The 26,260-nt window shown below is 73.0% G+C and carries 30 protein-coding genes, 1 tRNA gene and 2 pseudogenes; 20 read left to right on the top strand and 13 right to left on the bottom strand.

All coding sequences use genetic code 11. The annotated features are described in order from the left end of the window. Positions 1–232 precede the first annotated feature (232 nt). The 3 genes from D7223_RS09800 to D7223_RS09790 all read left to right on the top strand — a co-directional run bounded on the left by D7223_RS09800 (position 233) and on the right by D7223_RS09790 (position 1,094). Positions 233–304, top strand: a tRNA-Lys gene (locus tag D7223_RS09800). Positions 305–387: 83 nt separating this feature from the next. Then, positions 388–780 (top strand): type II toxin-antitoxin system RelE/ParE family toxin, encoded by a 393-nt coding sequence (locus D7223_RS09795; RefSeq protein WP_120727372.1) that lies wholly within the window; start codon positions 388–390, stop codon positions 778–780. Next, the gene (locus tag D7223_RS09790; protein ID WP_120727370.1) at positions 780–1,094 is read left to right on the top strand and encodes a transcriptional regulator; all 315 of its coding nucleotides are present in this window, start codon (positions 780–782) and stop codon (positions 1,092–1,094) included. The genes D7223_RS09795 and D7223_RS09790 overlap by 1 nt, the downstream gene beginning before the upstream one ends. A 152-nt stretch (positions 1,095–1,246) precedes the next feature. Here D7223_RS09790 and D7223_RS32735 read toward each other — a convergent pair whose 3' ends face one another. The 5 genes from D7223_RS32735 to D7223_RS09765 all read right to left on the bottom strand — a co-directional run bounded on the left by D7223_RS32735 (position 1,247) and on the right by D7223_RS09765 (position 4,859). Further along, positions 1,247–1,384 (bottom strand): hypothetical protein, encoded by a 138-nt coding sequence (locus D7223_RS32735; protein WP_158610853.1) that lies wholly within the window; start codon positions 1,382–1,384, stop codon positions 1,247–1,249. Between the two features lie 75 nt (positions 1,385–1,459). Further along, entirely contained in the window at positions 1,460–2,596 is a 1,137-nt protein-coding gene (locus tag D7223_RS09780; protein WP_120727365.1) for a COG1361 family protein, read from the bottom strand. 525 nt (positions 2,597–3,121) lie between these two features. After that, entirely contained in the window at positions 3,122–3,523 is a 402-nt protein-coding gene (locus tag D7223_RS09775) for a SecDF P1 head subdomain-containing protein (RefSeq protein ID WP_158610852.1), read from the bottom strand. A 314-nt stretch (positions 3,524–3,837) separates the two neighbouring features. After that, the gene (locus D7223_RS09770; protein WP_120727361.1) at positions 3,838–4,542 is read right to left on the bottom strand and encodes a permease-like cell division protein FtsX; all 705 of its coding nucleotides are present in this window, start codon (positions 4,540–4,542) and stop codon (positions 3,838–3,840) included. 56 nt (positions 4,543–4,598) lie between these two features. Beyond that, positions 4,599–4,859 (bottom strand): YciI family protein, encoded by a 261-nt coding sequence (locus D7223_RS09765; protein ID WP_120727359.1) that lies wholly within the window; start codon positions 4,857–4,859, stop codon positions 4,599–4,601. A 49-nt stretch (positions 4,860–4,908) separates the two neighbouring features. Here D7223_RS09765 and D7223_RS09760 point away from each other — a divergent pair, with 49 nt between their 5' ends. Together D7223_RS09760 and D7223_RS09755 are read left to right on the top strand one after the other, a co-directional pair. After that, positions 4,909–5,559 (top strand): Crp/Fnr family transcriptional regulator, encoded by a 651-nt coding sequence (locus D7223_RS09760; RefSeq protein WP_120727357.1) that lies wholly within the window; start codon positions 4,909–4,911, stop codon positions 5,557–5,559. An 87-nt stretch (positions 5,560–5,646) separates the two neighbouring features. Continuing rightward, positions 5,647–6,420, top strand: coding sequence for an SDR family NAD(P)-dependent oxidoreductase (locus D7223_RS09755; protein ID WP_202864611.1), 774 nt, complete (start codon positions 5,647–5,649; stop codon positions 6,418–6,420). Positions 6,421–6,433: 13 nt separating this feature from the next. Here the strand turns inward: D7223_RS09755 and D7223_RS09750 are convergent, their stop codons facing one another. Next, on the bottom strand, positions 6,434–6,931 hold the full coding sequence (locus tag D7223_RS09750; protein WP_120727353.1) for an FBP domain-containing protein: 498 nt from the start codon (positions 6,929–6,931) through the stop codon (positions 6,434–6,436). A 76-nt stretch (positions 6,932–7,007) separates the two neighbouring features. Here D7223_RS09750 and D7223_RS09745 point away from each other — a divergent pair, with 76 nt between their 5' ends. Further along, a complete protein-coding gene (locus D7223_RS09745) occupies positions 7,008–7,577 on the top strand; it encodes a TetR/AcrR family transcriptional regulator (RefSeq protein ID WP_120727351.1) in 570 nt (189 codons plus the stop codon). 80 nt (positions 7,578–7,657) lie between these two features. On the opposite strand, the gene D7223_RS09740 is transcribed toward D7223_RS09745, so the two are convergent. Next, positions 7,658–8,566 carry a hypothetical protein gene (locus D7223_RS09740; protein ID WP_147252624.1) on the bottom strand — a complete coding sequence of 303 codons (909 nt, stop codon included), beginning with the start codon at positions 8,564–8,566 and terminating at the stop codon, positions 7,658–7,660. 255 nt (positions 8,567–8,821) lie between these two features. Between D7223_RS09740 and D7223_RS09735 the strand changes: the two genes are divergently transcribed. Beyond that, positions 8,822–9,328: a hypothetical protein gene (locus D7223_RS09735; RefSeq protein WP_120727346.1), complete on the top strand. Its 507-nt coding sequence runs from the start codon at positions 8,822–8,824 to the stop codon at positions 9,326–9,328. Here the strand turns inward: D7223_RS09735 and D7223_RS09730 are convergent. The 3 genes from D7223_RS09730 to D7223_RS09720 form a co-directional block, all read right to left on the bottom strand. Further along, positions 9,272–9,763: a GNAT family N-acetyltransferase gene (locus D7223_RS09730; RefSeq protein ID WP_120727344.1), complete on the bottom strand. Its 492-nt coding sequence runs from the start codon at positions 9,761–9,763 to the stop codon at positions 9,272–9,274. The two genes, D7223_RS09735 and D7223_RS09730, sit on opposite strands and share 57 nt — an antisense overlap. A 71-nt stretch (positions 9,764–9,834) precedes the next feature. Further along, positions 9,835–12,234 (bottom strand): glycoside hydrolase family 65 protein, encoded by a 2,400-nt coding sequence (locus D7223_RS09725; protein ID WP_120727342.1) that lies wholly within the window; start codon positions 12,232–12,234, stop codon positions 9,835–9,837. Between the two features lie 186 nt (positions 12,235–12,420). Further along, positions 12,421–13,221 (bottom strand): prepilin peptidase, encoded by an 801-nt coding sequence (locus tag D7223_RS09720; RefSeq protein ID WP_120727340.1) that lies wholly within the window; start codon positions 13,219–13,221, stop codon positions 12,421–12,423. A gap of 598 nt (positions 13,222–13,819) precedes the next feature. Here D7223_RS09720 and D7223_RS09715 point away from each other — a divergent pair. The 12 genes from D7223_RS09715 (at position 13,820) to D7223_RS09660 (ending at position 22,946) form a co-directional block, all read left to right on the top strand. Next, the gene (locus D7223_RS09715; protein WP_120727338.1) at positions 13,820–14,386 is read left to right on the top strand and encodes a hypothetical protein; all 567 of its coding nucleotides are present in this window, start codon (positions 13,820–13,822) and stop codon (positions 14,384–14,386) included. Then, positions 14,380–15,303: a hypothetical protein gene (locus D7223_RS09710; protein WP_120727336.1), complete on the top strand. Its 924-nt coding sequence runs from the start codon at positions 14,380–14,382 to the stop codon at positions 15,301–15,303. The genes D7223_RS09715 and D7223_RS09710 overlap by 7 nt, the downstream gene beginning before the upstream one ends. After that, positions 15,300–15,959: an SAF domain-containing protein gene (locus tag D7223_RS09705; RefSeq protein WP_120727334.1), complete on the top strand. Its 660-nt coding sequence runs from the start codon at positions 15,300–15,302 to the stop codon at positions 15,957–15,959. Before D7223_RS09710 ends, D7223_RS09705 begins: the two co-directional genes overlap by 4 nt. Before the next feature lie 2 nt (positions 15,960–15,961). Next, positions 15,962–16,762, top strand: a complete 801-nt coding sequence (locus tag D7223_RS09700) for a CpaE/TadZ family protein (RefSeq protein WP_120727332.1) — start codon at positions 15,962–15,964, stop codon at positions 16,760–16,762. Continuing rightward, positions 16,752–18,281, top strand: a complete 1,530-nt coding sequence (locus D7223_RS09695) for a TadA family conjugal transfer-associated ATPase (protein WP_120727330.1) — start codon at positions 16,752–16,754, stop codon at positions 18,279–18,281. The genes D7223_RS09700 and D7223_RS09695 overlap by 11 nt, the downstream gene beginning before the upstream one ends. Continuing rightward, positions 18,242–19,189, top strand: coding sequence for a type II secretion system F family protein (locus D7223_RS09690; protein WP_186832429.1), 948 nt, complete (start codon positions 18,242–18,244; stop codon positions 19,187–19,189). Before D7223_RS09695 ends, D7223_RS09690 begins: the two co-directional genes overlap by 40 nt. Next, positions 19,189–20,055, top strand: coding sequence for a type II secretion system F family protein (locus D7223_RS09685; RefSeq protein ID WP_120728138.1), 867 nt, complete (start codon positions 19,189–19,191; stop codon positions 20,053–20,055). The genes D7223_RS09690 and D7223_RS09685 overlap by 1 nt, the downstream gene beginning before the upstream one ends. A 26-nt stretch (positions 20,056–20,081) precedes the next feature. Then, positions 20,082–20,288, top strand: coding sequence for a hypothetical protein (locus D7223_RS09680; protein ID WP_120727326.1), 207 nt, complete (start codon positions 20,082–20,084; stop codon positions 20,286–20,288). Between the two features lie 189 nt (positions 20,289–20,477). Continuing rightward, positions 20,478–20,909, top strand: a complete 432-nt coding sequence (locus tag D7223_RS09675; RefSeq protein ID WP_420330308.1) for a TadE/TadG family type IV pilus assembly protein — start codon at positions 20,478–20,480, stop codon at positions 20,907–20,909. Beyond that, the gene (locus D7223_RS09670) at positions 20,906–21,373 is read left to right on the top strand and encodes a TadE/TadG family type IV pilus assembly protein (RefSeq protein ID WP_120728135.1); all 468 of its coding nucleotides are present in this window, start codon (positions 20,906–20,908) and stop codon (positions 21,371–21,373) included. The genes D7223_RS09675 and D7223_RS09670 overlap by 4 nt, the downstream gene beginning before the upstream one ends. Continuing rightward, a complete protein-coding gene (locus D7223_RS09665) occupies positions 21,370–21,807 on the top strand; it encodes a pilus assembly protein TadG-related protein (RefSeq protein ID WP_120727323.1) in 438 nt (145 codons plus the stop codon). Before D7223_RS09670 ends, D7223_RS09665 begins: the two co-directional genes overlap by 4 nt. Positions 21,808–21,821: 14 nt before the next feature. After that, a complete protein-coding gene (locus D7223_RS09660) occupies positions 21,822–22,946 on the top strand; it encodes a LysM peptidoglycan-binding domain-containing protein (protein ID WP_120727321.1) in 1,125 nt (374 codons plus the stop codon). A 55-nt stretch (positions 22,947–23,001) separates the two neighbouring features. Here the strand turns inward: D7223_RS09660 and D7223_RS09655 are convergent, their stop codons facing one another. Then, on the bottom strand, positions 23,002–23,853 hold the full coding sequence (locus tag D7223_RS09655; RefSeq protein WP_120727319.1) for a Rieske (2Fe-2S) protein: 852 nt from the start codon (positions 23,851–23,853) through the stop codon (positions 23,002–23,004). A 146-nt stretch (positions 23,854–23,999) separates the two neighbouring features. Here D7223_RS09655 and D7223_RS09650 point away from each other — a divergent pair, with 146 nt between their 5' ends. After that, positions 24,000–24,764 carry a crotonase/enoyl-CoA hydratase family protein gene (locus tag D7223_RS09650; RefSeq protein ID WP_120727317.1) on the top strand — a complete coding sequence of 255 codons (765 nt, stop codon included), beginning with the start codon at positions 24,000–24,002 and terminating at the stop codon, positions 24,762–24,764. A 26-nt stretch (positions 24,765–24,790) separates the two neighbouring features. Here D7223_RS09650 and D7223_RS34245 read toward each other — a convergent pair. Together D7223_RS34245 and D7223_RS09645 are read right to left on the bottom strand one after the other, a co-directional pair. Continuing rightward, a pseudogene (locus tag D7223_RS34245) lies at positions 24,791–25,162 on the bottom strand (NAD(P)/FAD-dependent oxidoreductase); the annotation flags it as partial. 98 nt (positions 25,163–25,260) lie between these two features. After that, positions 25,261–26,260, bottom strand: a pseudogene (locus D7223_RS09645) (dihydrolipoyl dehydrogenase family protein); the annotation flags it as partial.

The raw sequence follows: 26,260 nt of genomic DNA, 5'->3' as shown, positions 1-26,260 counted from the left end.
CGATGGGACGATGCGCTGAATATAGCGGCAGGGAACAACAGGAATTCGTCAGCGGGCCCCACGGTCGCAGGCGGTCAGCAGCTCGGGAGACGGACCACACGACTCACGCGGGACGACCCGGGATCGGCGACGCCGCGGCGTCGTCCCTGGCGGCAGGTGATCTTCCGCTCCGGCTCGACCCGGGACGGGCATCAGCCGGGGGGTGGGTGGTCGGGTAGCCTGACAGGGCATCGGGCCGTTAGCTCAATGGCAGAGCTGAGGACTTTTAATCCTTAGGTTCTGGGTTCGAGTCCCAGGCGGCCCACCGACCGATGTCATTCAGCTCTCGACCTGCGCTTCTCGGTTCGCATGCTGTCCTGAGGTATAGGCTGGGCTATAGTTAGCCCTATGCCTCACGGCTCCGATCGTCGCTGGGCGATCAGAACGACCAGCGATGTCCGCGACTGGTTGCGCTCGCTCCGCCAAACCGATCCGGCGACGTACCGGTCGGTCAACGTGGCGATCGACATGCTCGCTGAAGTCGGCCCGGGTTTGGGGCGTCCATTGGTCGACACGCTCAGAGGTTCGAACATCAGTAACCTCAAGGAGCTGCGACCAAGGTCTGGGCGGGACGTAGCCATCCGGGTTCTGTTCGTCTTTGATCCCTGGTCGCAGGCGGTGCTGTTGGTGGCCGGCAACAAGGCCGGCGACTGGTCTCGATGGTATGAGGAAGCGATCCCGGTCGCCGAGGTCGCGTACGAGGGCTGGCTCGCCTTTGAGAGGAAGCGGAGGGAGGGCTGATGGGCGACTTCCATGACTGGGACGACATCCGTGCCGAGTTGCACGACGGGGACGACGACGCGCTCGATGTGGAGCGCGCCCGTACCGAGGCGTGGGTCAGCGCGTTCCACCTCGCCGAGGAGCGTAAGCGGCTCGGTCTCACTCAGCGGCAGGTGGCCGAGTTGATGGGGGTCACGCCGGGCCGGGTCAGCCAGATTGAGAACGGCGACCTGGAGGCCAACGAGGTCGCGACCCTGAGCCGGTACGCTCGAGCGCTGGGCGCCCGTATGCGGATCATCTTCGACTACGGCAGCGATCTCCGTCAGATCGCCTGATCCTGCGCCGGGCCGCCGAGCCGCGCTCCTGACCTGCACATCCGCAGCGGCAATGGGTCACCGGCGATGGCCGCCACGTGGTTCGCATGGTGGTACCTCCAGCCCACTCCTCCGCACCTCGGCGCCCCTTCGGGGAGCCGCTTGCGCCGTGATCATGATTCGTACCGCTGCGAGCGCAGCAGCACCCGTGGATCCCCCGCCAGGTCTACCAGGACGAGACGCAGGGCACCCTGCGCCGCTCGATCGCGGCGCTTGAGGAGGGCGACGCGGTCGAGCGGGACCTCATACACCCGGCCACCGTGCGGGACGTCGCGGTTGGCCGCCGACGACGCCACCGTGTAGATCTCCAGGTCACCCGTCGACGGTCATCGGACGGCCCGGCGACGCCGGGCCAGGAGCAGCAGCGCGCCGCCACCCACCAGCATGGCGAGGCCGCTCCCGGCGGTCAGCCCGGCCGGGAAACCGGTGATCGGCAAGATGCCGCCACCACCAGCGCCACCACCGTCACCGGGGTCCCCGCCCCTACCTCCGCCGCTGCTGTTCGCGGCCACGACGACCGCGAACCCGTCCTGGTTGTCGCTGTCGTCCACATCGACCGCCCGTACGGCGACGGCGTTCGTGGGAAGGTCGCTCCGCGCCCGGTTCGAACGGTCTGACCGCGGATCGCTCACGCTCTCGACCCGGACGGTCCCGTTTCGCAACGTGACCGGCGCCTTCGTGTCGGCCGACACGGTCACCAGGTGGTACAGCTCGACGGCGGAGTGGAACTGGTCGTTCGGGGCGGTGTCCTGGTCGACAGGGACGAGGGCCAGCCGGTCGTAGGTGCAGACCGCCGCACGCCCGGCGTCACCGAGGACGCATTCACCCGGCGGCCTGGTGAACGTAGCGCGGGGAGGCAAGCGCAGCTCGACCTTGACGCCATCGACCGGCTTCCGCCCCTGGTTGGCGATCGTGTAGCGCACCGCGCCCGTCTCGCCCGGATTCAACGTGCCGGTGGATGCGAGGCTGCCGTCGGCAGCGATCCGCACCGACTGCGTCACGTCCGGCGCCACCACCGAAAGGTCGGCTTCGGGGTGATCCACCACCTCGATCGGGAACCACTGCGTGTTGTCGGCCGGGTTCGTGTCGACCGGCTTGACCTCGACCGTCACCTTGATCCGTCCCGCGAGCGGCTCTTCGGTCTGGACGGTGGCGACGACGGGAAGCTCCACCGTCTCGCCCGGCCCCGGAAGCTGATCCGGCAGCAGGTTGCAGTACCAACCGATGAAATCGCCGTCGCACTCGGCCAGCCCGCCGGTCGGCCAGAGACTGATCTTGAAACTGGACTCGTCCAGCTCCGACGCGTCGACCCGGACGACGACCTGGGCCGGGGTCGCGTCGCCCCGGTTGCTGAGCTTCAGGTGAAGCGTCTTCTTCGTAATCCCCAGTGGAATCGTCCCGCCGGCGAGGTCGACAGTGACGTCCGCGCCCGCCGGCGACGCCGAGGCGGGCGTGGCCGGCACGCCGACTCCTCCGAGAAGAAGCAGTACGGTGGCCACCGTTCGGGGCAGCCACGGAAGTCCGAAACTCATGACGGAGCCCTCCGGATGAACGGGCGGTGCGATCCGTGGACACTATCGGTAGCCGGCCGGATTCGGTATCCCCTTGTGGAGCCCACCCGCACAGGTTCCCGGCCGCCTCTTCGACGATGCCTTCGCGGGTGTGGTGGGCAACCCCATGGCGGCCGGCAGGTCGAGGATCACCGTGCCCTGGCAGCGTCACCCGCCCCCGTCACCGCACCACGGGCCCTGTCGACGACGTAGCGACGGCGCTGGCCTACGGCGCGCGCCGGGCGACTCGTGACATCGATGCCGTCTTCCAGCCGGACGGTGTCGTGCTTGACGAGTCGATGGCTCCTCGCGTCTTCGATCACCCGGGCCTGCGGTTATCGGTTCGCATGCTCACCAGCAGCGGGTGAGCTGACGACACGGCTCATGCCGGCGAGCTGATGACCGGGGGCGGCCGCAAGGGCAGGTGAGGGCTGAGCCTCAGCCGGACAGCTGCCGCAGCAGGGTCCGCGCGTCAGCCTCGGCAATGCCGAAGATATGGACAGCGTCGCCGCTGAGCGGTTCACGGAGCTCAGGCGCGACCAAGACTCGCTCCTGGACGCTGATGGCAATCTGACGCCCGGCAGCTCGCGTCGTCCAGGCAGCGAACTGGGCGCGTTCTTCTGGCAGCAGCGTCACCACCACGACGAACTCGCCGAGCGGAGTCTGTTGCAGCTCAACTCGTTCGGCCTGGGTCAACGTGAGACCGGGGTCAAGAAAGTAGCACCAGTCCCCGTCTGCGCCCGGGCCCGGCAACCCGCCTCCGCCCTCGGCGCAGACGGCCTCGTCTATTCGGGCGACCACCTGCACCGACACCGCGTTGCGGAGCTGCTGCGGTGCCACCGTGGGCACGGTTCCGGTGGTCGGCTGCGGGGTCCACTCACCGTGCCGTGATGTGCACCCGGCCATGCCGATGGTGACCATGCTCGCAAGAAGGAAAACGGCCGCCCCGGATTGTCGGCGTCGGCGTAGCACAGGCATGTCATCTTCCGATCCGGAACGTGAGGCGGTGCGAAGCGCATCCATCATGCGATCCGGCGTCAATGCTCCTGCCGCCGGTCGGGGGAGCCCCGCCCAGGAGATGGCGGCCGAGCTCCGGGACGGGCTGACCGGCTCGGACAGGTAGCGTTCCGCCTTCTCGCACGTGCCGGTGCGCCTCAGAGCATCGCCACCGGCACCAGGTGCAGCCCCTCGACGCCGTCGAGACGTCCGATCCCGGGCAGATCGGTCTCGCCCCTGCCCTTCATGCCGAGTGTGACCCGCAGTGAAGGGCGGGTCATCCGCGAGTCCAGTTGCGCGGCGAGGTCGCCCTTGCCCTGGCACTGCTCACGCAGTCGCGCGTAGGCGGCGTCGCGGTCCTCGAACTCGACCGATTCCGCGTGGGGCAGCGCCCGGACGGCCTCCTCCACGGCGGCGCGCTGTTCTCCGGTGACCGTCGGTTCCAGCCGGACGATCGCCCCGATCCGGGTCGGCAGGGGATCGGCTTCGGCCATCGTGAGCCCCACCCACTCGACGCCGGCGACCGTACCCATCACCAGATTGACCGCCTCGGCGACCGACGCGTCCGTGACCGTCGCGCTGAAGGACTCCGGCAGGTGCTCCGGCTTCACGTCCGCCAGCAGGTCCGGTGAGTCCTCGCGGATCCTCTCGTACGCCTGGTCGCGGGTTTTCAGGACGACGTCCGCCACGCTCGGCATCGCGCGCAACCGCTGCTCCACCGCGGTCTTCTGCGCGGTCGTCACGTCAGGGTCCAGCAGCACGGTCAACGTGGTGGATGCACCCTCCTCCGGCTCGGCTTCGGAGGTGCAGGCGGACAGACCGCACAGGAGCAGGAGGGCCAGTACCGGCGCGACTCGACGCATGGGGCAGATCGTAGGGTGGCGCGGGCGGTCGGGTGGTCCCTGACGTTCGGTCGCGGCTACCGCAGGAACGGATGCCACTGACGAACCGCGTCGACGTCGACGCCGGTGGTGGCGAAGTAGGGGTCGGCGGCGAGGATCGCGTCGACGGTCTCCCGATCGGGCGCATCCAGGACGATCACCGCTCCGGTGTCGTCGGCGAGGGGCCCGGCCATCCGGACGACACCCTGGGTGTGCAGGGCAGCCAGCTGGTCGCGGTGGGCCGGACGTGCCGCCAGACGCTCGGGGGTGGGAAGGAAACGTAACTCGACGATCCACATTCCGGCAGGCTAGGGTCGCGCGACCGCGGGACGCGGTATCAGTTGATACATGAGTTCCCTGGCTTCGGTACCGGCACTGCGCGTTCTCCCAACCACCGCGCTGGAGGCGCTGGCGAGCCAGACACGACTGGTGCGCTTCCCCGCGGGTGCCGTGCTGCGGCCGGCCGGCGCGGTGGCGCGCTCCGTGGTGTTCCTCCTGTCGGGAACGGTGGTGGCCACGCACGTCAGGTCCACCGGGGCCGAGATGTGGCCCGAGCGGTGGACCGCTCCGGCGATCGTGGACAAGCCCGCGGTGCTCGACGGTCGTCCACCCTCGACCGGGTTGCTGGCGATGACCACGGTTTCCGCGCGACTACTGCCTCGCGCCGCCTTCCTGCGGCTGCTGGAGGAGGAACAGGCGGTACGCGGGCACGTGCTCGGCCAGCTCGCACGGGACGCCATGACCGCCCGACGGAGGCTGGCCCAGGTCGCCACGATGCCGGCCGTGGCCCGGGTCGCTCGGTGGCTGCACGAGCAGAACCGGGAACAGCGGGTCGCCTGGCGCGGATCGCAGGAGCAGCTGGCGCGCGTACTCGGCCTCAGTCGCGTCACGGTGAACCGGGCACTGGCCCGGCTCGCTCAGGCCGGCGCGGTCACGCTGACGGACCGGGGAATCGTCGTGGCCGACCGGGCACGCCTCGACGCCATCGCCGGGGACTGACCCGACCCACTGTCACATCCGGCCCCCACCGGGCGACTCGATTGAGTACGGTCCGGTTGCGGTACGTCGAGGTGGAGGAGTGCGGTGGTGGACGGCTTCATCGACAGCCTGTTCTCCCTGCGGGGACGCCGGGCCGTCGTCACCGGAGGGAGTTCGGGTATCGGCCGCTCCGTCGCGGACGCACTCTGCCGGGCCGGCGCGGACGTGGTGCTGGTGGCCCGCCGCCCGGAGCGGCTGCGCGCGGCCACCGAGGCGCTGCGGGCGACGGGTGGCTCGGCCGACTGGCTCAGCGCCGACCTCGGCGACCGCGCCCACCTGCACCGGGTGGCCGACGAGTTGCTCGCCCGGCACGGCGCCCCGGACATCCTGGTCAACTCCGCCGGCATCAACCTTCGGCCGCACCTGGACGAGCTGTCCGAGAGCGACTGGGATCGCACCATGGGCGTCAACCTCGACGCGCCCTTCGTGCTCGGGCAGCGGTTCGGTCCGGCGATGGCCGCGAACGGTTGGGGCCGGATCATCAACATGGTGTCCCAGCAGGCGGTGCGGGCCTTCGGCAACAGCGGGGCGTACGGCGTGTCCAAGGCTGCCCTGGCCGCCCTCACCCGGTCCCAGGCCGAGGCGTGGTCGGCGCGGGGGGTGTGCGTCAACGCGATCGCCCCGGGCTTCGTGCACACCCCGCTGAACGAGGCGGTGTTCCGGGATCCGGTGCGGACCGAGGCGATGGCCCGCCGCACGATGATCGGCCGCAACAGCGAGCTGGCCGACTTCACCGGTGTGGCGGTGTTCCTGGCGAGCGACGCCTGCGCCTATCTGACCGGTCAGACGATCTTCGTCGACGGCGGCTTCTCGTCGACCTGATCCCCGCCCACCGTCAGCCCGTGACCACCTTGTCCAGGAAGCCCGCCAGGTTGGTCCGGGTCCGGTCGATCTTCTCGGCCAGCGTGATCGACTCGTGGAGTCGACCGCCGAGGCCGGTCTGTTTCCGGCCCCGCAGGTAGAGCGAGCAGGCGAGGTCGGTGCAGATGTAGACACCCACCGAGTTGCCCTGCTGCCCGGCCGGCCCCGCCTTGCGGGCGGTCATCAGCGACACCCCGTCACCGGAGTGGTTGGTCAGGCACAGCGAGCACATGCTGCGCCGGGCCCGCCCGGCGGAAGGTGCCGCCAGTCGCAGCGCCACCCCCACCGGCCCCTGGTCGGACTCGACGACGAGGTAGGCCCGCTGGGGTGCGGCGGGGTCCTGCCAGCCGAGGAAGTCCAGGTCGGCCCAGGGGCGTTCGGTCAGGTCCCGGGGCAGGGCCAGGCGCTTCGTCTCGCCCTTCGTGCAGTTGACGAATGACGCGCGGATGTCGTGCTCGGTCAAAGGAACCATGTCCTCAAGCTAGCTCGCCCAGGCTGGAGGTGCAAACAACTATGCGTTAGCCTAGAGGTCCTAGGTAGGAGGGCATGTGGTACGCGAAAAAGTGACCGTCGAACGCCTGGTCCACGCCGCGGCGGACCTGGCGGACGAGGTGGGATTCGACCAGTTGACCGTTTCGGCGCTCGCCCGCCGCCTGGACGTACGGGACGCGAGCCTCTATTCGCACGTCCGGAACGTGCAGGACCTGCGGATGAGGCTGGCGGCGCTGGCCCTGACCGAGCTGGCCGACCGGGTGGCGGAGGCCCTGGCCGGTCGCGCCGGCAAGGACGCGCTGGTGGCCTTCGCAAACGCCTACCGCGACTACGCCAGGCGCCACCCGGGGCGGTACGCCGCCGCCCAGATCGAGATCGACCCGGAGTCGCCGGCCGGCAGCGCGGCACGCCGGCACGCCGAGCTGACCCGGGCGATCCTCCGAGGCTACGCGCTGACCGAACCCGCCCAGACGGACGCGGTGCGCTTCCTGCACAGCACCCTGCACGGCTACGTCAGTCTGGAGCGCGCCGGCGGGTTCCGGCATCATCCGCGTACGGCGGACGACTCCTGGCGGCTGTCGCTGGACGCCCTCGACGCCGTCCTGACCACCTGGCCGCCGGACTGAACCGTCCAGAACACCACCGATCCCGCGAACGCGACGAGGCCCCGTCCACCACTGCGGACGGGGCCTCGTGCGGTTGCCGGTCAGGCCGCGTCGACCGCCGTGACCGAGAACGAACCGGCGTTGTCGGCGGGGTTGGCGTCCGCCCTGTTGCCCCAGTCGACCTGCACCTCGAGGCCCGCCTCGCCCAGGTCGCCGAGCGGCGTCCCGGCCGGCGCCAGGAAGATCACGTCGAAGTCGCGCTCCTCGTCCTCCATGAACTGGCCGCCCGGCACGCAGAAGTGGGCGCAGCCGTCCGCCGGGTCGGTGTACGACTCGTAGACCCCCTCGGGCAGGCCCGAGGTGACGAAGTTGAGGTTCCAGTGCGGAGCGTCGCCGTTGTAGCGCACCCGCACCGGCAGGCGGCCCACGAAGTCCCCGTCCGGCTGGCGGACCAGCGTCAGGTCGCCGACCGACGTGAGGGTCGCGTCGGACTCGGTGTCCCGGACGTACGGCTGGGGGTCACGCAGCGAACCGGTCGACGACCGGAAGCGGGTCCGGAACGACTCGTTGGTGACGGTGGTGCCGTCCACCTTGACGGCCAGCCGCCCGTTCACCGCCTTCATGGCGTACGGCTGGACCTTGGTCAGGACCTCGAAATCGATGGTGAAGGCCCGGCGCTCCCCCGGCTGGAGTTCCCCGCCCGGGACGTCGCACTCGACCCGGATCCGGCCGTCCGGCAGAGCCGTCCCGCCGCTGTAGCAGGAGATACCCCATTCCAGGTTCACGTACGAGTGCGGCACCGGCTCGGTGATGACGTACCTGGCCCGGCCGGGCTCCGACCCCTGGTAGGTCACCTCGGCCTCCAGCGACCCCCGGTAGCCCCGCTCGGTCGGCTCCAGGACGAGCCGGTCGGCGACGCTGGCGGTCGATTCGGCGGCGGCCGGTGCGGCCTGGACCGGGGCCACGGCCAGCGCCGTCGCGGCGATCACACCCAGCGCAGCGCCAAGCACAGTGGACCTTGCGTAACGCATTGATCTCCCCGTTCCCCGTTGCCGCGGACGGTCCACGGCGGTGCCCGACGGCCGGTGAACGGCGGTCAGGGCGGTCACCATGATGGCAGTCCGGTCTCTGTCCCGCAGTCCCCTTCCCGATCGGCCGGAACCGGCGACCGGCACGACCACCCCCGGCCGGCCGTGTCGTTGATCCGGTTGAAGCCGGCCGTCAGCCGCGGCGACGGTGGAACCCCGGACCGAGGAGGCACGTCGATGACCAGTCAGCGCAAGACCGTGGAGGTCGACCCGGTCCTGTTCCGCGCCGTGTACGACTCACCCGCCTCCCTACCCGGGCGGCACCGCTGGACGACGCCCGAGTCGGACGTACGCCGCATCGAGAAACTTCTCGGCATACCGCTGCGCAGCATCGGCGCCCCGCTCTGGGTCAGCGGCGACGACCCGGACTGCCCGAAGTGCGGTCGCCGGGTGACCTGGTACGACATCGTGTCCTCGGCGCTGTCCGGCGTGCACGACCGGATGATGATCGCGACCGTGATCCTCGGCGAGCGCAAGTACGTCAACACCGAGGTGCCGGCGGCCATCGCCGGGGTCAACTGCGCCGACTGTCGTACCCCGATCGAAGGGTTGCGCAGCTTCAAGTGCCACAACTGGGCGTACGCCGTCGAAGCGCTGGAGGAGATCCGGCAGCGGATGTCCGGGGCGTCAGTCGTCGGCGGTCAGGTCACGAACGTGCCGCAGCCCGGGGCGCCCGTCGAGTGACACCGGGCCGACCGCTACGAAGCCGGTCCGCCGCAGCACCGCCCGGGAGGCGGGGTTGTCCAGGGTGGTCTCGGCGGTCAGCCGGGTCAGGCCGTACCCGGCTCGGGCCAGTGCGCAGGTCCGGCGTACGCCCTCGGTGGCGAGCCCGCGCCCGGCGGCGCGCTCGGCGACCCGGTAGCCCAGCTCGGCCGCTCCGTCCGCGATGTCGACCAGGTTGAACCGGCCCAGGACCGTGCCGTCGTCGTCGAGCAGCAGGTGGAAGCGGCATCCGCCGGTCGCCTGCTCGGCGAGCAACGCGGCGTGCCGCGCGGCGAAGCCGGTGAAGTAGTCGTCGCCCCGGTCCGGCACCGCGCGCGCGAACCACGCCCGGTTCTCCCGCTCGAACGCGAGCAGGGCGTCGGCGTGGTGCGCGGCGAGCGGCTGGAGGTCGGGCACCGGGCCACCCTAGCCGCGTCGGCTCCTGCGATCGCGCGTGTTAATAAGGGGCCCTTCCTCTACCGGAGGCGTTAAGAAGGTGCCCTTCCTTTCACCTGGGGGCGGCGGCCGGGCGGGGACGGGGGTTCCGGGCCCGGGTCGGGGACCGGCGGCATCGGGCGGGTCACCGGCTCCGCGCCGGTCACCCGGATCCGCTCGCCGTGGTGCCACACCTCGATGCCGGTGTCCGGGTCGGCGTCGGGCAGCTCGTAGCGGGCCTCGTCCGGGGTGAGGGTCACCCGCAGCCGGTGCGAGTGCCAGCGCAGGTGGAACACCAGCCGGTTGATCTGCCGGGGCAGCCGGGGGTCGAAGGAGAGCACCGCCCGGTCGTCGCGCATCCCGCCGAAGCCCTGCACCAGGGCCAGCCACGCCCCGCCCAGGGCCGCCAGGTGCAGGCCGTCGGACGTCTTGTCGCCGAGGTCCGCGAGGTCGTGCAGGACCGCCTCGGCGAACAGGTCGTACGCCAGGTCCAGGTGACCGACCTCGGCGGCGATGACCGCCTGCGGGGAGGCCGACAACGAGGAGTCGCGGACCGTCCGGGCCTCGTAGTAGGCGAAGTTGCGGGCCTTCTCGTCGGCGGTGAACTCGCCGGGGCAGCGCTGCATGGCCAGCACCAGGTCGGCCTGCTTCACCACCTGCTTGCGGTACAGCTCCAGGTAGGGGAAGTGCAGCAGCAGCGGGTAGTCGTCCTCGCCGGTGTTCGCGAAGTCCCACTCGGGCTGGTGGGTGAAACCGGCGGTCTGCTGGTGCACGTCGAGCTTGCGGTCGTACGGGAGGAAGACCGCGTCGGCGGCGGCCCGCCAACCGGCCACCTCGGCCGGGTCGACCCCGAGCCGGGCCGCCGCCTCGGGGTGCCGCTCGACGGCGTCGGCGGCGCCGCGCAGGTTGCGCCGGGCCATCAGGTTGGTGAAGACGTTGTCGTCGACGAGCGCGGCGTACTCGTCCGGGCCGGTGACCCCGTGCAGGTGGAAGGCGCCGGTGTCGGACCAGTGCCCGAACCCGTGCCAGAGCCGCGCGGTCTCCACCAGCATCTCCACCCCCGGCCCGGCGAGGAACTCCCGGTCGCCGGTCGCCGCCACGTAGCGCAGCACCGCGTCGGCGATGTCGGCGTTGACGTGCAGTCCGGCGGTGCCGGCCGGCCAGTACCCGGAGCACTCCTCGCCGCCGATCGTCCGCCACGGGAAGGTGGCGCCGGGCAGCCGCAGCTCCGCCGCCCGCTCGCGCGCCTGCGGCAGGTGCGCGTACCGCCACCGCAGCGCCGACCGGGCCAGTTCCGGAGCCACGTACGTGAGCACCGGCAGCACGTAGCCCTCGGTGTCCCAGAGGACGTGGCCGTCATAACCGTTGCCGGTCAGCCCCTTCGCCGGAATGGTCCGGTCGCCGTCCGCGCGACCGGCCTGGATCAGATGGAACATCGCGAACCGGGTCGCCTGCTGGAGTTCGTCGTCGCCGTCGAGCACCACGTCGGCCGTCTCCCAGGCGGCGTCCAGGGTGGCCCGCTGCGCGGCGAGCAGGGCGTCGAATCCGTCCGCGCGGGCCGCGTCGGCCTCTGCGACGACCTGACCGGCCAGGTCCTGCGGGGACGCGCCGTCGACCGGCGTGCACTCGTACGCGGCGAACCGGGTCAGTTCCAGCCGCCGCTCCGGCCGCAGCGTCCCGGACACCGACAGGCGCAGCCGGTCCGGTGCGCAGTCCACCCCGTCGGCGAAGCCGTCCGGGGCGTCCACGAGGTGCGCGACCGCCACCGCGACCCGCTGCCCGCTGCGGCCGGTGCGGTGCACCAGCACGCCGTCGTGCCCCTCGGAGTGGCGGTACTCGGCGGTCAGCGGGTCGGTGAGCACCGACGCGGCCCGCGGGTCGTCGCCGCGCTCGGGCACCCGCTCGTTGGCCAGCAGGTCGGCGCAGACCCGGACCTCCACCGGCGCGTCCAGTGCTTCGACGCTCCACCGGACGGCGGCGATCGGACGCCGGGGCAGCGACACCAGGCGGGTGCTGCGCACGCGTACGCCGTGCCCGGCCGGGGAGATCCACTCGGTGAGCCGTTCCACCGTGCCGGCGCGCAGGTCGAGCACCCGGTCGTGCGCCCGGACGGTGCCGGTGCGCAGGTCCAGCGGCTCGCCGGCCACCCACAGCCGGACCAGGGCCGCGTTGGGCGCGCTGACCACGGTGTCGCTCTCCTGCGGGAAGGCGTACCCGTCCTCGGGATAGCTGAGTTCCCGCCGCTCGTACAGTCCGTTGAGGTAGGTGCCGGGCATCCCGTAGGGCCGGCCCTCGTCGAGGGCGCCACGCCAGCCCACCCACCCGTTGGACAACGCGAAGATCGATTCGATCTCGCCGATCCGCTCCAGGTCGTCGGCCGTACGCCGGATCCGCCAGCGTTCGTCGCCCGGCGTCGCCGGCGCGGTCGGTGGTCGATCGGCGATGGGCTGCACGGCGCCTCCTGCGGTGTCCGGCGTACCAGGCCACCGAAGCAGAGCCGGCTGTGAGGTCGCTGAACCCCGAACGGGCCGCCGACCATCGCGCGCCGCGCGGTGGTCCGGACGGTTTTCCACCCGCGGGCCCGCGCTAAACGCCGCCCGGCCGGCGGGTGACGCGACTCATGGGTCGGGCCGGGCGGGTCAGGGTCGGGTGGCCAGCAGCAGTGCGGCCACCGTGCCGAGCACCAGGAACGGGCCGAACGGCAGGTGACCGGACCAGCGGACCCGGCCGGCCACCAGCAGGCCGGCGGCGACCAGCGCGGCCAGCCCGCACGCCGCCAGCAGCCCGAACACCGGGAACACCCAGCCGTACCAGCCGAGCAGCATCCCCGCACCGACCGCGAGCTTGGCGTCGCCGAGGCCGAACCCGCGCCGCCCGAGCAACAGCGTGGTGGTGGCGAAGAACAGCCCGAGTCCGAGCCCGGCGGCGGTCGCCCGCCACCAGGGTGCTGCTCCCGCGCCGGTCAGCGCGGCCACCCCGAGCAGCAGCCAGGTGCCGAGCGCGGCCGGCGCGGTGAACCGGTCCGGCAGCCGGTGCACGGCCGCGTCGACCAGGACCAGCGGCACCATCCAGCCGAGCCACCAGGCCGTCGCCACCAGCTCACCGACGGGCGGTCCGACCAGCGCCAGAACCGCGACGGCGAGAACGGTCGCGGCCTCCACCGCGCCCGGCGGTGGGCCGACCCGGGTCCGGCACCGTCCGCAGCGGGCGGTCGGGCCGAGCGCCGGCCACGGCCGGTCCAGGCCGATCGGCGCGCCGCAGGCATCGCACCCTCTCCGGCCCGGGGACCCCGACGGTACGGCGTGCCGCAGCGCCGCGAGCCGCAGCGCCGGCGTGCCGGCGAGCAACCCCCAGCGGTACGACCACCGCGTCCTCCCGGTTCCCGAAGTGCCCCCGGACCGGGGCCCGGGGACGGCCCGGGTGGTTGCCGGATCGCTCATCGTTCCGCCGCCTCGCCGTCGGGTGCCGCCGGGGCGGACACGGAGGGTAGTTCGACTGGCGAAGATCTGTAACGGGCCGGGGCGTCGTCGCCCCGGACTCCGGCGCGACCGGACGCCGGCCCGGACGGATGCGGTCGGACGGTCGCGTCGCCACCCGGCCCCGCCGGGACAGCCGGACGGCCGAGGGACAAACGGGACATCGACCGACGTTCGGGGTGGAGCCGACCCCTCGGCGGGCGACCGCGGGGGATGCCCCGGAAGGGGGCGCGTCGACCCGGCCCGACACCCGCGCACATCGGCCGGACGGCTCGTCGCAACCTGCCCGCAACCATGCCCCACCACCACCCGTCATCACGGAGAGTATCCGGTTGAATTGCCTCTGTTGCATCGGCGGGCGTCAGCCTATGCTCGCCCCTTGGGTGTGATGCAACCCATGACGAGACAACCGGACGAAAAAAGGATCTGGCTCACCAGAAGATCTGTATCGGTAAATGCGGCAGCGCACGGGGCGGGTTCGGATGTGTTCATTCGGCCGCACTTCCGCATGCCCGCCGGCCGCCGCCACGCGGCCCCGGGTTGCCACTGAGGAGGCACGACAGTGCGAGGACGGCAGCTTCGCCGTTGGTCAACCTGCCTGGTCGTGGCCGCTACGGTCGTTTCCAGCACGGCCTGCGGCGGCGGCGACGACACGTCCGCCGGCACCGCGGCGGCCGACGCCGCACCGGCCCGAACCGACCGGAAAACAGCGGAACTCGCGGCGGGAAAGGCGGCACTGGCCGCTTATTCCGGATATCTCACCGCGTCCCGTGAGGCGAGCGGCCGCAGCGATCCCCATCTTCCCGAACTGTCCACCTTCGTGGGTGATCCACTGCTGACCCGACTCCGGTTGAGCATTCGGCAGGCGAAACGGAACGGCGCGGTACGCACCGGCAAGCTGGTCTCCGACCCGGCCGTGGTCTCGGTCAGCCTGGACACCGTCCCGCCGACCGTGGAGATCCAGGACTGCCTGGACGCGACCGGCTACCAGCTCGTCTACGCGCGTGACCAGAAGGTCGTTCCCGGCACCCGCGGCACCCGGCACCTGGTCACCGCCACCGCCACCCGCTATCCCGACGGCCGGTGGCTGATCAGCGCCGGCGCCGCTCACCAGGACCAGCCGTGCTGAGCCGGCGGGCCGGGCGACGGGGGATCGCGCCGCTCGCCCTGGCCGCGCTGCTCGCCGCGACGGTCGGGGTGCCCGCGCACGCCGGTCCGCCCGGAGCGGAGTGCCCGCCCGGTCAGCTCGACTGCAACGTCTGGGACGACGACCCGGGTGACCCCGGCGATCCCGGCGACGGCGGGGACGACGGGGGCGGGGACGGCGGCGGTGGCGGCGGCGGCGGGAAGTGCATGTGGAACGGCCGCGTCATCGCCTGCTACGACGACGTGCTCGGCTGGTTCAACAACAGCGACGGCTGCTACTACAAGGTCGCCGAGCCGCAGCCGAGCGTGCCGCCCGAGGGGCAGCGGTGGTATGTGCAGAGCTGCAACGGCGGCGCCGTGGGCGAGCAGAACGAGGTCCTGCTCGCCAGCCCACCGCCCGGCTTCGGCGCGCCACCGGACCCGGAGGAGTTGGCCCGCCGGGCGCTGGCGTCGATCAGACTGGAGCGCCCGAGGATCGCCATCGCGCCGGACAAGGACAAGGGTCCCGGCCTGGTCGGCCTGCCGGTCTGGATGTGGGCCAGCGGCGGCCGGGAGTACTTCGGTCCGATCCGCAAGCGGGTGACCGACCGCGGCCTGACCGTCCGTATCGAGGCGAAGGTCGACCGGGTCGTCTGGTACATGGGCAACGGCGACAAGCAGGATTGCAAGGGCGCCGGCACGCCCTACGAGGCCGACGGCCCGCACGCCGGCAAGAAGTCCCCGGACTGCGGCTACCACAAGGGCTACGCGAAGGCCGATCGGTACCGGGTCTTCGCGGTGACCCACTGGACGGTGCGCTGGTGGGCCCGCGGCGTGGAGCAGAGTCCCCCCTTCCGGCAGACCAGGACCAGCGACGCGGCGACGATCCGGATCAACGAACTACAGGTGGTGGCAGAGTGAGCCTGGCGACGCGCAACGGGACCGGACCGGTGGACGCCCCGGTCAGCCCACCGAAGGTGGTGCGGCAACGCAGGATGCGGCCCGGGCTGCTCGGGCTGGCGGTGCTGCTGATCGCCCTCGGCGGGCTGGGGGCGGCGTTCGCGGTCACCTCGGTGCGGGCCACCGGCAGCTACCTCGCGGTCGCCCGGCCGGTCGAGGTCGGTCGCACGGTCGCCGCCGACGACCTGATCACCGTCCAGGTGGCCGGCGGCCGGGGACTGGCCCCGGTGTCCGCCGGCCGGCTCGACGAGATCGTCGGCAAGCGGGCCGCCGTGTCGCTGGTACCGGGCACCCTGCTCACCGACGACCAGCTCACCGACGACCCGCTGCTCGGCCCCGGGCAGCAGCAGCTCGCCCTCGGGCTCGACCCGGCCGAGGTCCCCGCCCGCACACTGCACCCCGGCGACAAGGTGCTGCTGGTCAGCACCCCGGACTCCGACGACGACACTCCGGCCGGGGTCGCCACCCGCTTCACCGCCACCGTCATCGACACCGCCCCCACCGGCAACGGCGACAAGTCGGTGGTCTACCTGGCGCTCGCCGTCCGGGACGTACCGGCCGTCGTGGCGCTCTCCGCGCAGGACCGGATCGCGGTCGTCCTCACCGAGGCGGCCTGAGCATGGCGGTCATCGCGCTGGTCGCGGCCAAGGGCTCGCCCGGTGTCACCACGTCCGCGCTGGCCTGCGCGCTGACCTGGCACCGCCGGCTGGTGCTGGTCGAGGCCGACCCGGCCGGCGGCTCGATCCTCGCCGGCTACCTGGGCGGGGCGCTCGACGGACCACGGGGCATCGGCGAACTGGCCGTCGGTGAGCTGCGCGACGGCAACCTGGAGACCGCCTTCTGGTCCCAGCTGGTCGACCTGGACGCCCCGAAACGGGAACGGCTGCTGCTGCCCGGAGTCGTCGACCCCGCCCAGGCCGGCAGCGTCATCCCGCTGTGGCAACGCTTCGCCGACTTCTTCACCGCCCTCGACCGGGGCGACCCCGGGTACGACGTGCTCGTCGACTGCGGGCGGTTGCACGTGCCCGGCACACCGTGGCCGATCCTGCGTGCCGCCTCGGTGGTGCTGCTGGTCAGCGGCGCGCGACTGCCCGACCTCTCCGGCACCAAGGCGATGGCCCGGGCGATCGGCAGCGACTTCGCCGAGCACCGGGTGCCGCCGGGCACGCTGCGGCTGCTGGTGGTCGGCGACGGGCACTCCGACGGCGAGATCAGCCGCGCCCTCGGGCTGGCGGTGATCGGCCGGATGCCGCGTGACCCGCGTACCGCCGAGGTGTTGAGCCTGGGTGGCACGGTGCGGGCCGGACGGCCGCTGATGCGCGCGGCCGGGGCCCTGGAGGTGCCGGTCGGGTCGCTGCTGGACCGGCGGCGGGCCCGGCTCGCGTGGCCGGTGGCGCAGGGGGTGCCGGATGCGGTTTGAGCCGGTCTCCACCGACCCCCGCCGGCAGGCGCCGGCCGTGACCTCGATCGCGCCGCCGCTGACCCCGACCAACGGCCGGCACCAGGCCGCCGTCGCCACCGCCCCGGTGGTCGCGCCCGCACCGGAACCACCGAGCCGCCGGGTCGACTTCCAGGTGGTCCGCGAGCTGCGCCGGGAGCTGAGCGAACGGCTCACCCTGTGGCAGCGCGGCCGGGAGTTCGACGCCGACGCCGAGGACGTCGAGCGGGCCCGGCTGGCGGTGGCGGTGGTGTCCGAGTACGCCGACGCGATCCGCCGGTCCGGCACCCCGATGGCGGCCGGCGAGGAACGGCTCCTGCTCGACCAGGTCACCGCCGAACTGGCCGGCCTCGGCCGGCTACAGACGCTGTTGGTCGACGGGACCATCGAGGAGGTCCACATCCTCGGCTGCGACCAGGTGCGGATCACCCGGCACGGCGGCGGCGTGGACTGGGTGGACCCGATCGCCGACAGCGACGACGAGCTGGTGGAGATCCTCCAGGCGGCGGCCCGCCGCGCCGGGGCCACCGAACGGTCGCTGTCCACCTCGAAGCCCACCCTGGACCTGCAACTGCCCGACGGCAGCCGGCTCGCGGCCGTGTTCCTGGTCAGCCACCGCCCGTACGCGGTGATCCGCAAGCACAACACCCTGGACGTGACCCTGGACGAGATCGCCGGGGCCCGGGGCGACCTGGACGAGATGATCGACCCGCTGCTGCGCGACTTCCTGCGCGCCGCCATGCGGGCCGGCCTGAACATCATGGTCGCCGGTCTCGCCGGGGCCGGGAAGACCACCGTCATCCGGGCCCTGATGAGCGAGATCCCGCCCGACGAGCCGTACGTGCTGCTGGAGGAGAGCCGGGAACTGCTCCCCGCCCGCCGGGGACACCGGCACCGGGCGGTGATGAGCTTCGAGGCCCGGGAGGGGCACGGCGAGCGCGGCCTGGACGGGCGCCCGGCCGGCGAGGTGAGCATCGCCGACCTGATCCCCGTCTCGCTGCGGATGGGCGTCCTGCGGATCATCGTCGGCGAGGTCCGCTCGCGGGAGATCGTCCCGATGCTCCAGGCCATGACCACCAGCCGCGGTTCGATGTGCACGATCCACGCCCGTACGCCGGGCGGGGTCGGCGAACGCATCATCGAGCTGGCGCTGGCGCACGGCCGCGAGATGACGGTGGACCAGGCCCGCCGGATGGCCGGCAACGCCCTCGACCTGATCGTCTACGTCACCGTCGAGGACGAGACCGCGATCGGCGGCCGCAAGCACCGTTTCGTCTCGCACGTCGAGGAGGTCATCGGCGTCGGCGACAGCAACCGGATCACCACCACCACCGTCTTCGGCCCCGGGCCGGACGGTCGGGCGGTGCCCCGGCACCTGCCGGAACGGATCCGCGCCCAACTGCTGCGGGTCGGCTACGACGCCCGGCTGCTGGGCCGGTGGATCGAGGCGGGCACCGGCGCCTGGCGGCGGCCCCGGCACACCCGACTGGGACAGCGGTGACCGCCGTGCCGGACAACGTGGAGCTGATCGCCGTACTGGCCGGTGCCGCCTGCGTCGCCGGGCTGATCCTGGCCGTGGTCGCGATCGTCGGCACCAGCCGCCCACCGGGCGCCGCACCGGGTGTCGGCAAGGGCGTCGACCGGCTGTGGAAGGGCTCCGGCGCGACACCCCGCGAACAGCGGACCCACCAGGCGCTGCTGATCGGCGCGCTGGTCGCCGGGGCGCTGGCGTTCCTGGTCACCGGCCTGCCGGTGGTCGGCCTGCTGGTCGCCGTCGCGGTGCCGGGCACGCCGTGGCTCTTCTCCGTCGGTAAGGAGGAGCAGCGGGCCATCGCCCGGATCGAGGCGGTCGGCGAGTGGACCCGCCGCCTCAAGGACGTCTCCACCACCGGCCAGGGCCTCCAGGCGGCGATCACCGGCACGGTGGCCACCGCGCCGGAGGAGATCCAGGAGGAGGTACGGCTGCTCGCCGCCCGCCTCCAGGCCGGCTGGCTGACCCGGCCCGCCCTGCTCGCCTTCGCCGACGAGATCGGCGACCCGGTCTGCGACCAGGTGGTCGCCGCGCTGATCCTGCACCTCACCGACCGGGGGGAACGCCTGGGCGACGTGCTCGGCTCGATCGCCGGCGCCGCCGCGAGCGAGGTGGCCACCCGACGTGAGGTCGAGGCGAAGCGCACCCAACCCCGGTTCGCGGTCCGCTTCCTCACCGGCATGACCCTGGCCACCATCGCGTACGGCCTGGTCAACGTCGAGTACGTCCAGCCGTACGGCACGCCCTTCGGGCAGCTGGTGATGGCGGTGCTCGGCGCGGCCTTCATCGGCCTGCTCGCCTGGGTGCGGTCGATGAGCCAGCCGCAGCGACCGGCCCGCTTCCTGCCGGCGCCCGACCGCGAGGAGGTGCTCGCGTGATCCTCAACTGGCAGCTCGCCATCGCGGTCAGCGGTGGGGCGGCCGTCGGGTTCGGCGTCTTCCTGGTGGTCCGGGAACTGGTACCGGCGACCCCGGCGCTCGGCCCGGCGCTGCGCCGGCTGCACCAGCCGCCCGGCACCGCCAGCGCCGGCCCGGCCGACCGGCAACTGGACTGGCTGACCGGGCTGTCCCGATGGTTGCGGCCACCGCACCGCCAGCTCGCGCTGATCGACCAGACCCCCGAGCGGTACGCCCTGTCGCTGCTGCTCTCCGCCCTGATCGGGCTGGCCACGCCGACCCTGCTCGGGGTGATGCTGCTGGCCGTCGGCGTACGGCTGCCGGTGGTGGTGCCGGTGCTCGGCAGCATCGGGTTGGCGCTGGTCTGCGCACTGACCGCCCACCGGTCGGTGCTGGTCAAGGCCGACCGGGCCCGGGACGAGTTCCGCGCCGCCGTCTGCACCTACCTGGACCTGGTGGCGTTGCAGCTCTCCGCCGCGCACGGGCCGGTGCAGTCGCTGGAGCGGGCGGCGGCGGTCTGCGACGGCTGGGTCTTCGATCGGATCCGGGAGTCGCTGCGGCTGGCCCAGATGCAGATGCACTCGCCCTGGGACGAGCTGCGCGACCTCGCGGACAAGATCGGCATCCCCGAGCTGGGCGACGTGGGCGCGATCATGCGCTCGGCCGGCAGCGAGGGCGCCCAGGTGCACGAGACGCTGCGCAGCCGCGCCGACTCGCTGCGGGACCAGATCCGTACCGACAACCTGACCCGCGCCGAGCGGGTGACGAGCAAGCTCGACATCCCCGGAAGCCTGCTCGTCTTCGTCCTGCTCGGCTTCGTCATCTACCCGTTCATCGCCCGCCTGTGAACCACCCCCGAGAGAAGGAGCACGCCATGTCCGTCATCCACTACGTGCACGCCGCGCTGGCGGCCCGCCTGGCCGAGCTGCGCCGTGACGGTGAGCGGGGCGACAGCCCGGTACCCACCGCGGTGATCATCTTCGGTCTGGTCGCCGTCGCCATGGCGGTCACCGCCGCCGCCTGGACGTCCGCCAGTGACTGGATGAGCGGCATTCCGAAGCACACCTCCCCGAAGCCCTGACCGGTGCGTCGAGCAGCCCCTCCCCTGGGGCGCCGGACGGTCACCGCCGCCCGGCGCCCCGTCCGGGCGCGTCACCAGGTGTGCCGGAGCACCCGGCGCCCCTTCCGGGTGCTCCGGCACACCTGGTGGCCACGCCTGATCCCGGCCGCCGGCCGACCCGCGCGCCCGGACCGCCCTCTCCCGGACGCCCTGCGGCGGCTGGCCGGAGGGCGGCTGCTTCCCGCCGCCGGGCGGCGGCTGCGCGTCGGCGCGGACCGGGGCGCCAACCCGGTCGAACTGGCGGTGACGATGCCGGCGATCCTGCTGCTGCTCTTCGCCTCGATCCAGGTCGCCGCCGTGTTCGTGGCCCGGTCCACCGCGCTGAACGCGGCGCAGAGCGCGGTCAACGCGCAACGCGTGTACGACGCGCCGGCCGGCGCGGGAACGGCCCGGGCGTCCGAGTTCCTCACCGCGGCCGGTGGCTGGCTGGTCGGCTGGAAGAACGCCGGACCGACCTGCGCGGTCACCGATGAGGACGTGACCTGCACGGTCACCGGCCGCTCCCTGTCGGTCGTCCCGGGCGTCGACTTCGCGGTGCGGCAGACCGCGCACGGGCCGAGGGAACGGTGGACCACGCCATGAGAACCACCGGCGACCGGGGCGCGGTCTCCATCGAGGTGGCGATCCTCGCGCCGGCCTTCATCGCGCTGATCGTGCTGGCCGGTGTCGCCGGTCGCTCGGCCGTCGCCGCCGAGGCACTCGACACCGCCGCGCACGACGCGGCCCGCGCCGCGTCGATCTCCCGCGACGCGGCCACCGCACGGAAAGAGGCCCGCGCCGCGGCCGACAAGCAACTCGACTGGCAGGGCCTCAACTGCGTCGGTACGCCCCGGCTCAGCTACGGCGGTACGGTCGCCGGAAGGCCGACCAGCTTCGACGCCGCGTTCCGCAGCCCGGTCGGTCAGGACGCCTCGGTCACCGTCCGGATCGCCTGCACCGTCTCCTTCCAGGACATGAAGCTCACCGCGCTGCCCGGGATGACGCTGACGAACGAGGTGTCGGCGAGCTTCACGTCGCCGCTGGACCGCTACCGGAGCCGGGGATGACCGGCCGCCGGCGGGCCGGAGCCCGCGACGACGGCCGGGTCAGCGCATTCCTCGCGGTGGCCATGGTCGGTGTCCTGACCATCATCGCGCTCGCCTTCGACGGGGCCGGGCAGTTGCGGACGCTGCAACGCGCCGAGAACCTCGCCGCCGAGGCGGCCCGGGCCGGTGGCCAGTCGATCGACCTGGCCAGCGCGATCGGGGGTGGACCGAAACGGATCCACCAGCCCCGGGCCCGGCAGGCCGTCGCCGCGTACCTGCGCGCCGCCGGCGTCGCCGGGCACACGGTCACCTTCCCGGTGGTCGACGGCGAGACCCTGGTCCAGGTCGACGTCACCGTGACCTATCAGCGATCGATGCTCGGCCTGGTCGGCTTCGACAAGACGGTCACCGTCTCCGGCCGGGCCACCGCGCGCGCCCTCACCCCGGCAACGTAGGAAGGAAGGCAGCCATGACCGCATCGGGTGGTTCCGTCGTACGGCGGGCCGGTCGGGTCCTCACCGGACTTGGCGCCCTCGTCGTGCTGTGTGTGGTGCTGGTCGGCGCGCCGGTGGCTTTGCTCACCCTCGCCGGCAACCCGCTGCCCGACCACCTGCCGACGCTCGCCGAGGTGGGCGAGACGCTGACCAGCCGGGACGACGGCCGGCTGTTCCTGCGGGCACTGGCCGTGGCCGGCTGGTTCGGCTGGGCCACGTTCAGCCTGTCCGTGCTGGTCGAGTTGGTCGCCCAGGCGCTGCGCCGGCCGGCGCCCCGGCTGCCCGGGATGAGCCGCCAGCAGCGGGCCGCCGCAGCCCTGGTCGGTTCGGTCGCGTTGATCGTGGTGGCCAGCCCGGCGGCGGCGAGCGCCACGACCCTCGCCGCCGGACCGTACGCCCTGCCCGCTCCGGTCACGGTCACCCACGCGACCACCGTCGGGCCGCACACCGCGTACGCCGCTCCGCTCGCTCAGGCCGGGCAGAGCGCGCAGGCCGCCCAGGCCGGCGCACCCGGTGCCGCCGCACCCGTCTACCGGGTGGCGAAGGGCGACCACCTGGGCGCGGTCGCCGAGCGTTACCTGGACCGGTTCGGTGACTACCGGGAGCTGGCCGACCTGAACCGGATCGCCGACCCGGACCGGATCCACCCGGGACAGCTGCTCCGGTTGCCCGCCGACGCGGACGACCACGGGGTCCGGCCGCACGCCACCGGCCGGGTGGTGGCCCGCCCCGGGGGACCCGCCGCCGAACGCCCGGCGAAGCCCGCCCCGGCCCGGCCCGCACCCGCCCCGGAGGTGGGCACCCCGCAGCCGGCGACCCCCGCGCCGCCGGCCGCCGAGACGCCGGACAAGGACTCGGGCACGTCCACCGGCCGGTCGTCCGAGGACGGCGGTCCGGTGATGACGGTGGGCGCGGCCCACCCGGGCGATCCCGACCGGGTGAACCGTCCGCTCGCCATCTCGGCGGTCCTCGCCGTGTCGAGCATCGTCGGTGCGCAGATCGGCGCGGTGCTGGGTCTGCGCCGCCGCCCCGGCACGGCACGAGTTGGCTCCGGCGACGGCGGCCACGACGTGTCAGGGGGTCGGCACCGGCGCGGCTGATCACCGTGACGGATGCCCGCGCGGGACGAGGGCCGGCCGGGACCGGACGAGCCGGTCAGGGGAGGCGGGCCTCCAGCACGCCGTCCACGACCCGGGTGGGCAGGATCTGCTGGTCGTTCGCCGCGGGCCCGTGCACCACCTCGCCGCCGTTCAGGCGGAACGCGCTGCCGTGCCACGGACAGACCACGCAGTCGTGACCGTCGATCCGCTGGACCTCGCCCTCGCCGAGCGGGCCGCTCTGGTGCGGGCAGCGTTCGAGCATGACGGTGACGTCGTCGCCGTGCCGGTAGAGGATCACCGACACCTCGTCGATCTCCCGGGTGATCAGTTTGCGTTCCGGCAGCGCGGCCAGGTCCGCCACCGAGTGCCAGCCGTCGCTGATCAGGTGCAGGTCGGAGGTGCTCTGGCTGACCTGCGCGCCCTGCTTGTACGCCAGGTGCCCGCCGAGGTACGCACCGGCGCCGGCCGCGGTCAGCCCGAGCCAGCCGAGCGTGCGGCCGAGGTTGTGCCGTCCGTTCAGGCGTGCCGCCACCGACCCGGCGTAGAACGCCAGACCGACGGAGTTGGAGGCGGCGTGCACCAGGCCGACCCGGCGCTGGTCGCGGGAGAGCGCGGCCCAGTCGTTGAGGCCGGCGACCGCCGCCGGAACGGCGCTGACCGTGCCCAGGGCGCAGAGCGTGGTGGCCGCCCGACGCTGGCCCGGCATCAGGTCCAGCACGGCGGTGCTGACCCACGCGCCCACCGGCACCTGCACCATCGCCGGGTGCAGCGGATGCCCCAGCCAGACACCGTGCAGCAGGTCGCGGACCCGCTGCGGGCGGAGGGTCGCCTGGACGGCCTTCTGCAACCGGTCGCCGAAACGGTCCAGCCCGGAGGCCTGCTCGATCTTCGTCAGGAGTGCTCGCACGGGTACCGACTTCCCGGTATGAGCGGGACCAAACCGACCTCGGGGGACGGACACCACCATCGGGTGATCGTCGTGACCTACCGCCGGCCGCCGGGGACCCGGCGCCGGACCTGGCGTGCCGGCACCGTCGCGGGCATGCTGTCCCGATGGGCGTACGCGTCGAACGCGCTTCGGGCGTGACCACGGTGATCCTGGACCGGCCGGCGGCGCGCAACGCCGTGGACGGTCCGACGGCCCGCGCGCTCGCCGACGCGTTCCGGGCCTTCGAGTCGGATCCGGACGCGGCGGTCGCGGTCCTCTGGGGTGCCGGGGGGACGTTCTGCGCCGGTGCCGACCTGAAGGCGATCGGCACCCCGAGCGGAAACCGCGTCGAGCCGGACGGGGACGGTCCGATGGGTCCGACCCGGATGGTGCTGGCCAAGCCGGTGATCGCGGCGATCTCCGGGTACGCGGTGGCCGGCGGGCTGGAACTGGCCCTCTGGTGCGACCTGCGGGTGGCCGAGTCCGACGCGGTGCTCGGGGTGTTCTGCCGGCGCTGGGGGGTGCCGCTGATCGACGGGGGCACCGTCCGGCTGCCCCGGCTGATCGGCGAGAGCCGGGCCATGGACCTGATCCTCACCGGGCGCGCGGTGCCGGCCGTCGAGGCGTACGACATGGGGTTGGTGAACCGGCTGGTCGCGCCGGGTGAGGCGCGGGCGGCGGCCGAGCGGCTCGCGGCGGAGATCGCCCGGCATCCGCAGACCTGCCTGCGCAACGACCGGGCGGCGGTGCTCGCCGGAGCGGGGTTGCCCGAGGCGGAGGCGCTGGCGACGGAGCTGGCGTACGGGATGGGTTCGCTGGCCGCCGACGCGGCCGGCGGCGCGGCGCGGTTCGCCGCCGGGGCCGGCCGGCACGGCGCCGGGACGGGCTGAGCGCGGGACCGGTGCCGCGCCGGCGGTCAGCTCAGGTCGCGCAGGGCGTCGCCGATGGCCCGGTGGAAGGTCGGGTAGGCGTAGATCATGTGCCGCAGCTGCGCCAGCGGCACCGCCGCGTGCACGGCCACCACCAGGGCGGAGAGCACCTCACCGCCGGCCGGGCCGACCGAGGTGGCACCGATCAGGACGCCCTGGTCGGCGTCCGCGACCACCTTGATGAACCCCTCGGAGCGGTGGATCCAGCCGCGCGTCGACGAGGACAGCTCGGTGAAGCCGACCTGCACGTTGATGCCCCGCTCCCGGGCCTGGCGCTCGGTGAGCCCGACCGCGCCGACCTCCGGGTCGGTGAAGGTGACCCGGGGCAGCGCCCGGTAGTCGGCGCGCGGAACGGTGCCGGCCGAGCCGCTGGAGCCGCTCGTGCCAAGTGCGCTGGCCGCGCCCATCGCCCCGCCCACCACGCTGGCGGTGCCGCTGGCGTCCGGGCTCGCGAAGGCGTGCCGGGCGCGGTCGAGGATGTCGGCGATGACGATCGCCGCCTGGTACATGGCGATGTGGGTGAAGGCACCCTCGCCGGTGACGTCGCCGACCGCCCAGAGCCCGTCGGCCACGTGCAGCCGGTCGTCCACCGGCAGGAACCGCTGTTTCGCGTCGATGCCCACCGTGTCCAGTCCCAGCTCGTCCAGGTGGGCGCGGCGACCGGTCACCACCAGCAGCCGCTCGGCGGTGAACTCCTCGCCACCGGCACCGCGTACGGTGAAGTCCCGCCCGTCGTGGTCGACCCGGGCCGCCTTGACCCCGGTGTGGATCTCCACCCCGTCGGCGCGCAGCGCGGCGGCGGCCACCTCGGACGCCTCCGGCTCCTCGACCGCGAGGACCCGGTCCAGGGCCTCGACCACGGTGACCCGGACCCCGAACCGGGCGAACACCTGGGCCAGCTCCAGGCCGATCGCCCCACCACCGAGCACCAGCAGCGACGCGGGCAGCTCCTCGACCTCGATCGCCTGGTGGTTCGTCCAGTACGGGGTGTCGGCGAGCCCGTCGATCGGCGGCACCGACGGTCGGGTGCCGGTGCCCAGGACGATCCCGTACCGGGCCCGGAAGACCCGCTCGCCGACCCGGACCCGGCCGGGGCCGTCGAGGCGACCGCTGCCCCGGACGAACCGTCCACCCCGTCCGGTGAAGCGGTCCACCGCCGCCCGGTCGTCCCAGGTGTCGGTCGCCTCCTCGCGGATGCGCCTGGCCACCGGCGCCCAGTCCGACCGGACCTGCGCCGACCCGGCCAGGCCGTCGACGCGGCGGGCCTCGGCGAGCGCGTTCGCCGCCCGGATCATCATCTTGCTCGGGATGCAGCCCCAGTACGGGCACTCGCCACCGACCAGGTCCCGCTCGATGCCGACGACGGTGAGCCCGGCCTCGGCGAGCCGCCCGGCCACCTCCTCGCCCCCGACGCCGAGCCCGACCACGATCACGTCCACGATCTCCGGCTCCGCCAT

This window comes from Micromonospora endolithica, from assembly GCF_003626595.1.
Classification (GTDB): Bacteria; Actinomycetota; Actinomycetes; order Mycobacteriales; family Micromonosporaceae; genus Micromonospora; species Micromonospora endolithica.
The sequence above is the reverse complement of the archived record's forward strand: the minus strand, read 5'-3'. Positions and strand labels throughout refer to the sequence as shown.

What these genes read in the sequence shown, in the direction of transcription:
- D7223_RS09735 (WP_120727346.1), top strand. Translation starts at nt 8,822, where the DNA reads ATGACCAGTCAGCGCAAGACCGTGGAGGTCGACCCGGTCCTGTTCCGC.
- D7223_RS09750 (WP_120727353.1), bottom strand. Translation starts at nt 6,931, where the DNA reads ATGGTTCCTTTGACCGAGCACGACATCCGCGCGTCATTCGTCAACTGC.
- D7223_RS09700 (WP_120727332.1), top strand. Translation starts at nt 15,962, where the DNA reads ATGGCGGTCATCGCGCTGGTCGCGGCCAAGGGCTCGCCCGGTGTCACC.
- D7223_RS09760 (WP_120727357.1), top strand. Translation starts at nt 4,909, where the DNA reads ATGAGTTCCCTGGCTTCGGTACCGGCACTGCGCGTTCTCCCAACCACC.
- D7223_RS09665 (WP_120727323.1), top strand. Translation starts at nt 21,370, where the DNA reads ATGACCGGCCGCCGGCGGGCCGGAGCCCGCGACGACGGCCGGGTCAGC.
- D7223_RS09765 (WP_120727359.1), bottom strand. Translation starts at nt 4,859, where the DNA reads ATGTGGATCGTCGAGTTACGTTTCCTTCCCACCCCCGAGCGTCTGGCG.
- D7223_RS09795 (WP_120727372.1), top strand. Translation starts at nt 388, where the DNA reads ATGCCTCACGGCTCCGATCGTCGCTGGGCGATCAGAACGACCAGCGAT.
- D7223_RS09650 (WP_120727317.1), top strand. Translation starts at nt 24,000, where the DNA reads ATGGGCGTACGCGTCGAACGCGCTTCGGGCGTGACCACGGTGATCCTG.
- D7223_RS09695 (WP_120727330.1), top strand. Translation starts at nt 16,752, where the DNA reads ATGCGGTTTGAGCCGGTCTCCACCGACCCCCGCCGGCAGGCGCCGGCC.
- D7223_RS09680 (WP_120727326.1), top strand. Translation starts at nt 20,082, where the DNA reads ATGTCCGTCATCCACTACGTGCACGCCGCGCTGGCGGCCCGCCTGGCC.
- D7223_RS09660 (WP_120727321.1), top strand. Translation starts at nt 21,822, where the DNA reads ATGACCGCATCGGGTGGTTCCGTCGTACGGCGGGCCGGTCGGGTCCTC.
- D7223_RS09670 (WP_120728135.1), top strand. Translation starts at nt 20,906, where the DNA reads ATGAGAACCACCGGCGACCGGGGCGCGGTCTCCATCGAGGTGGCGATC.
- D7223_RS09720 (WP_120727340.1), bottom strand. Translation starts at nt 13,221, where the DNA reads ATGAGCGATCCGGCAACCACCCGGGCCGTCCCCGGGCCCCGGTCCGGG.
- D7223_RS09770 (WP_120727361.1), bottom strand. Translation starts at nt 4,542, where the DNA reads ATGCGTCGAGTCGCGCCGGTACTGGCCCTCCTGCTCCTGTGCGGTCTG.
- D7223_RS09790 (WP_120727370.1), top strand. Translation starts at nt 780, where the DNA reads ATGGGCGACTTCCATGACTGGGACGACATCCGTGCCGAGTTGCACGAC.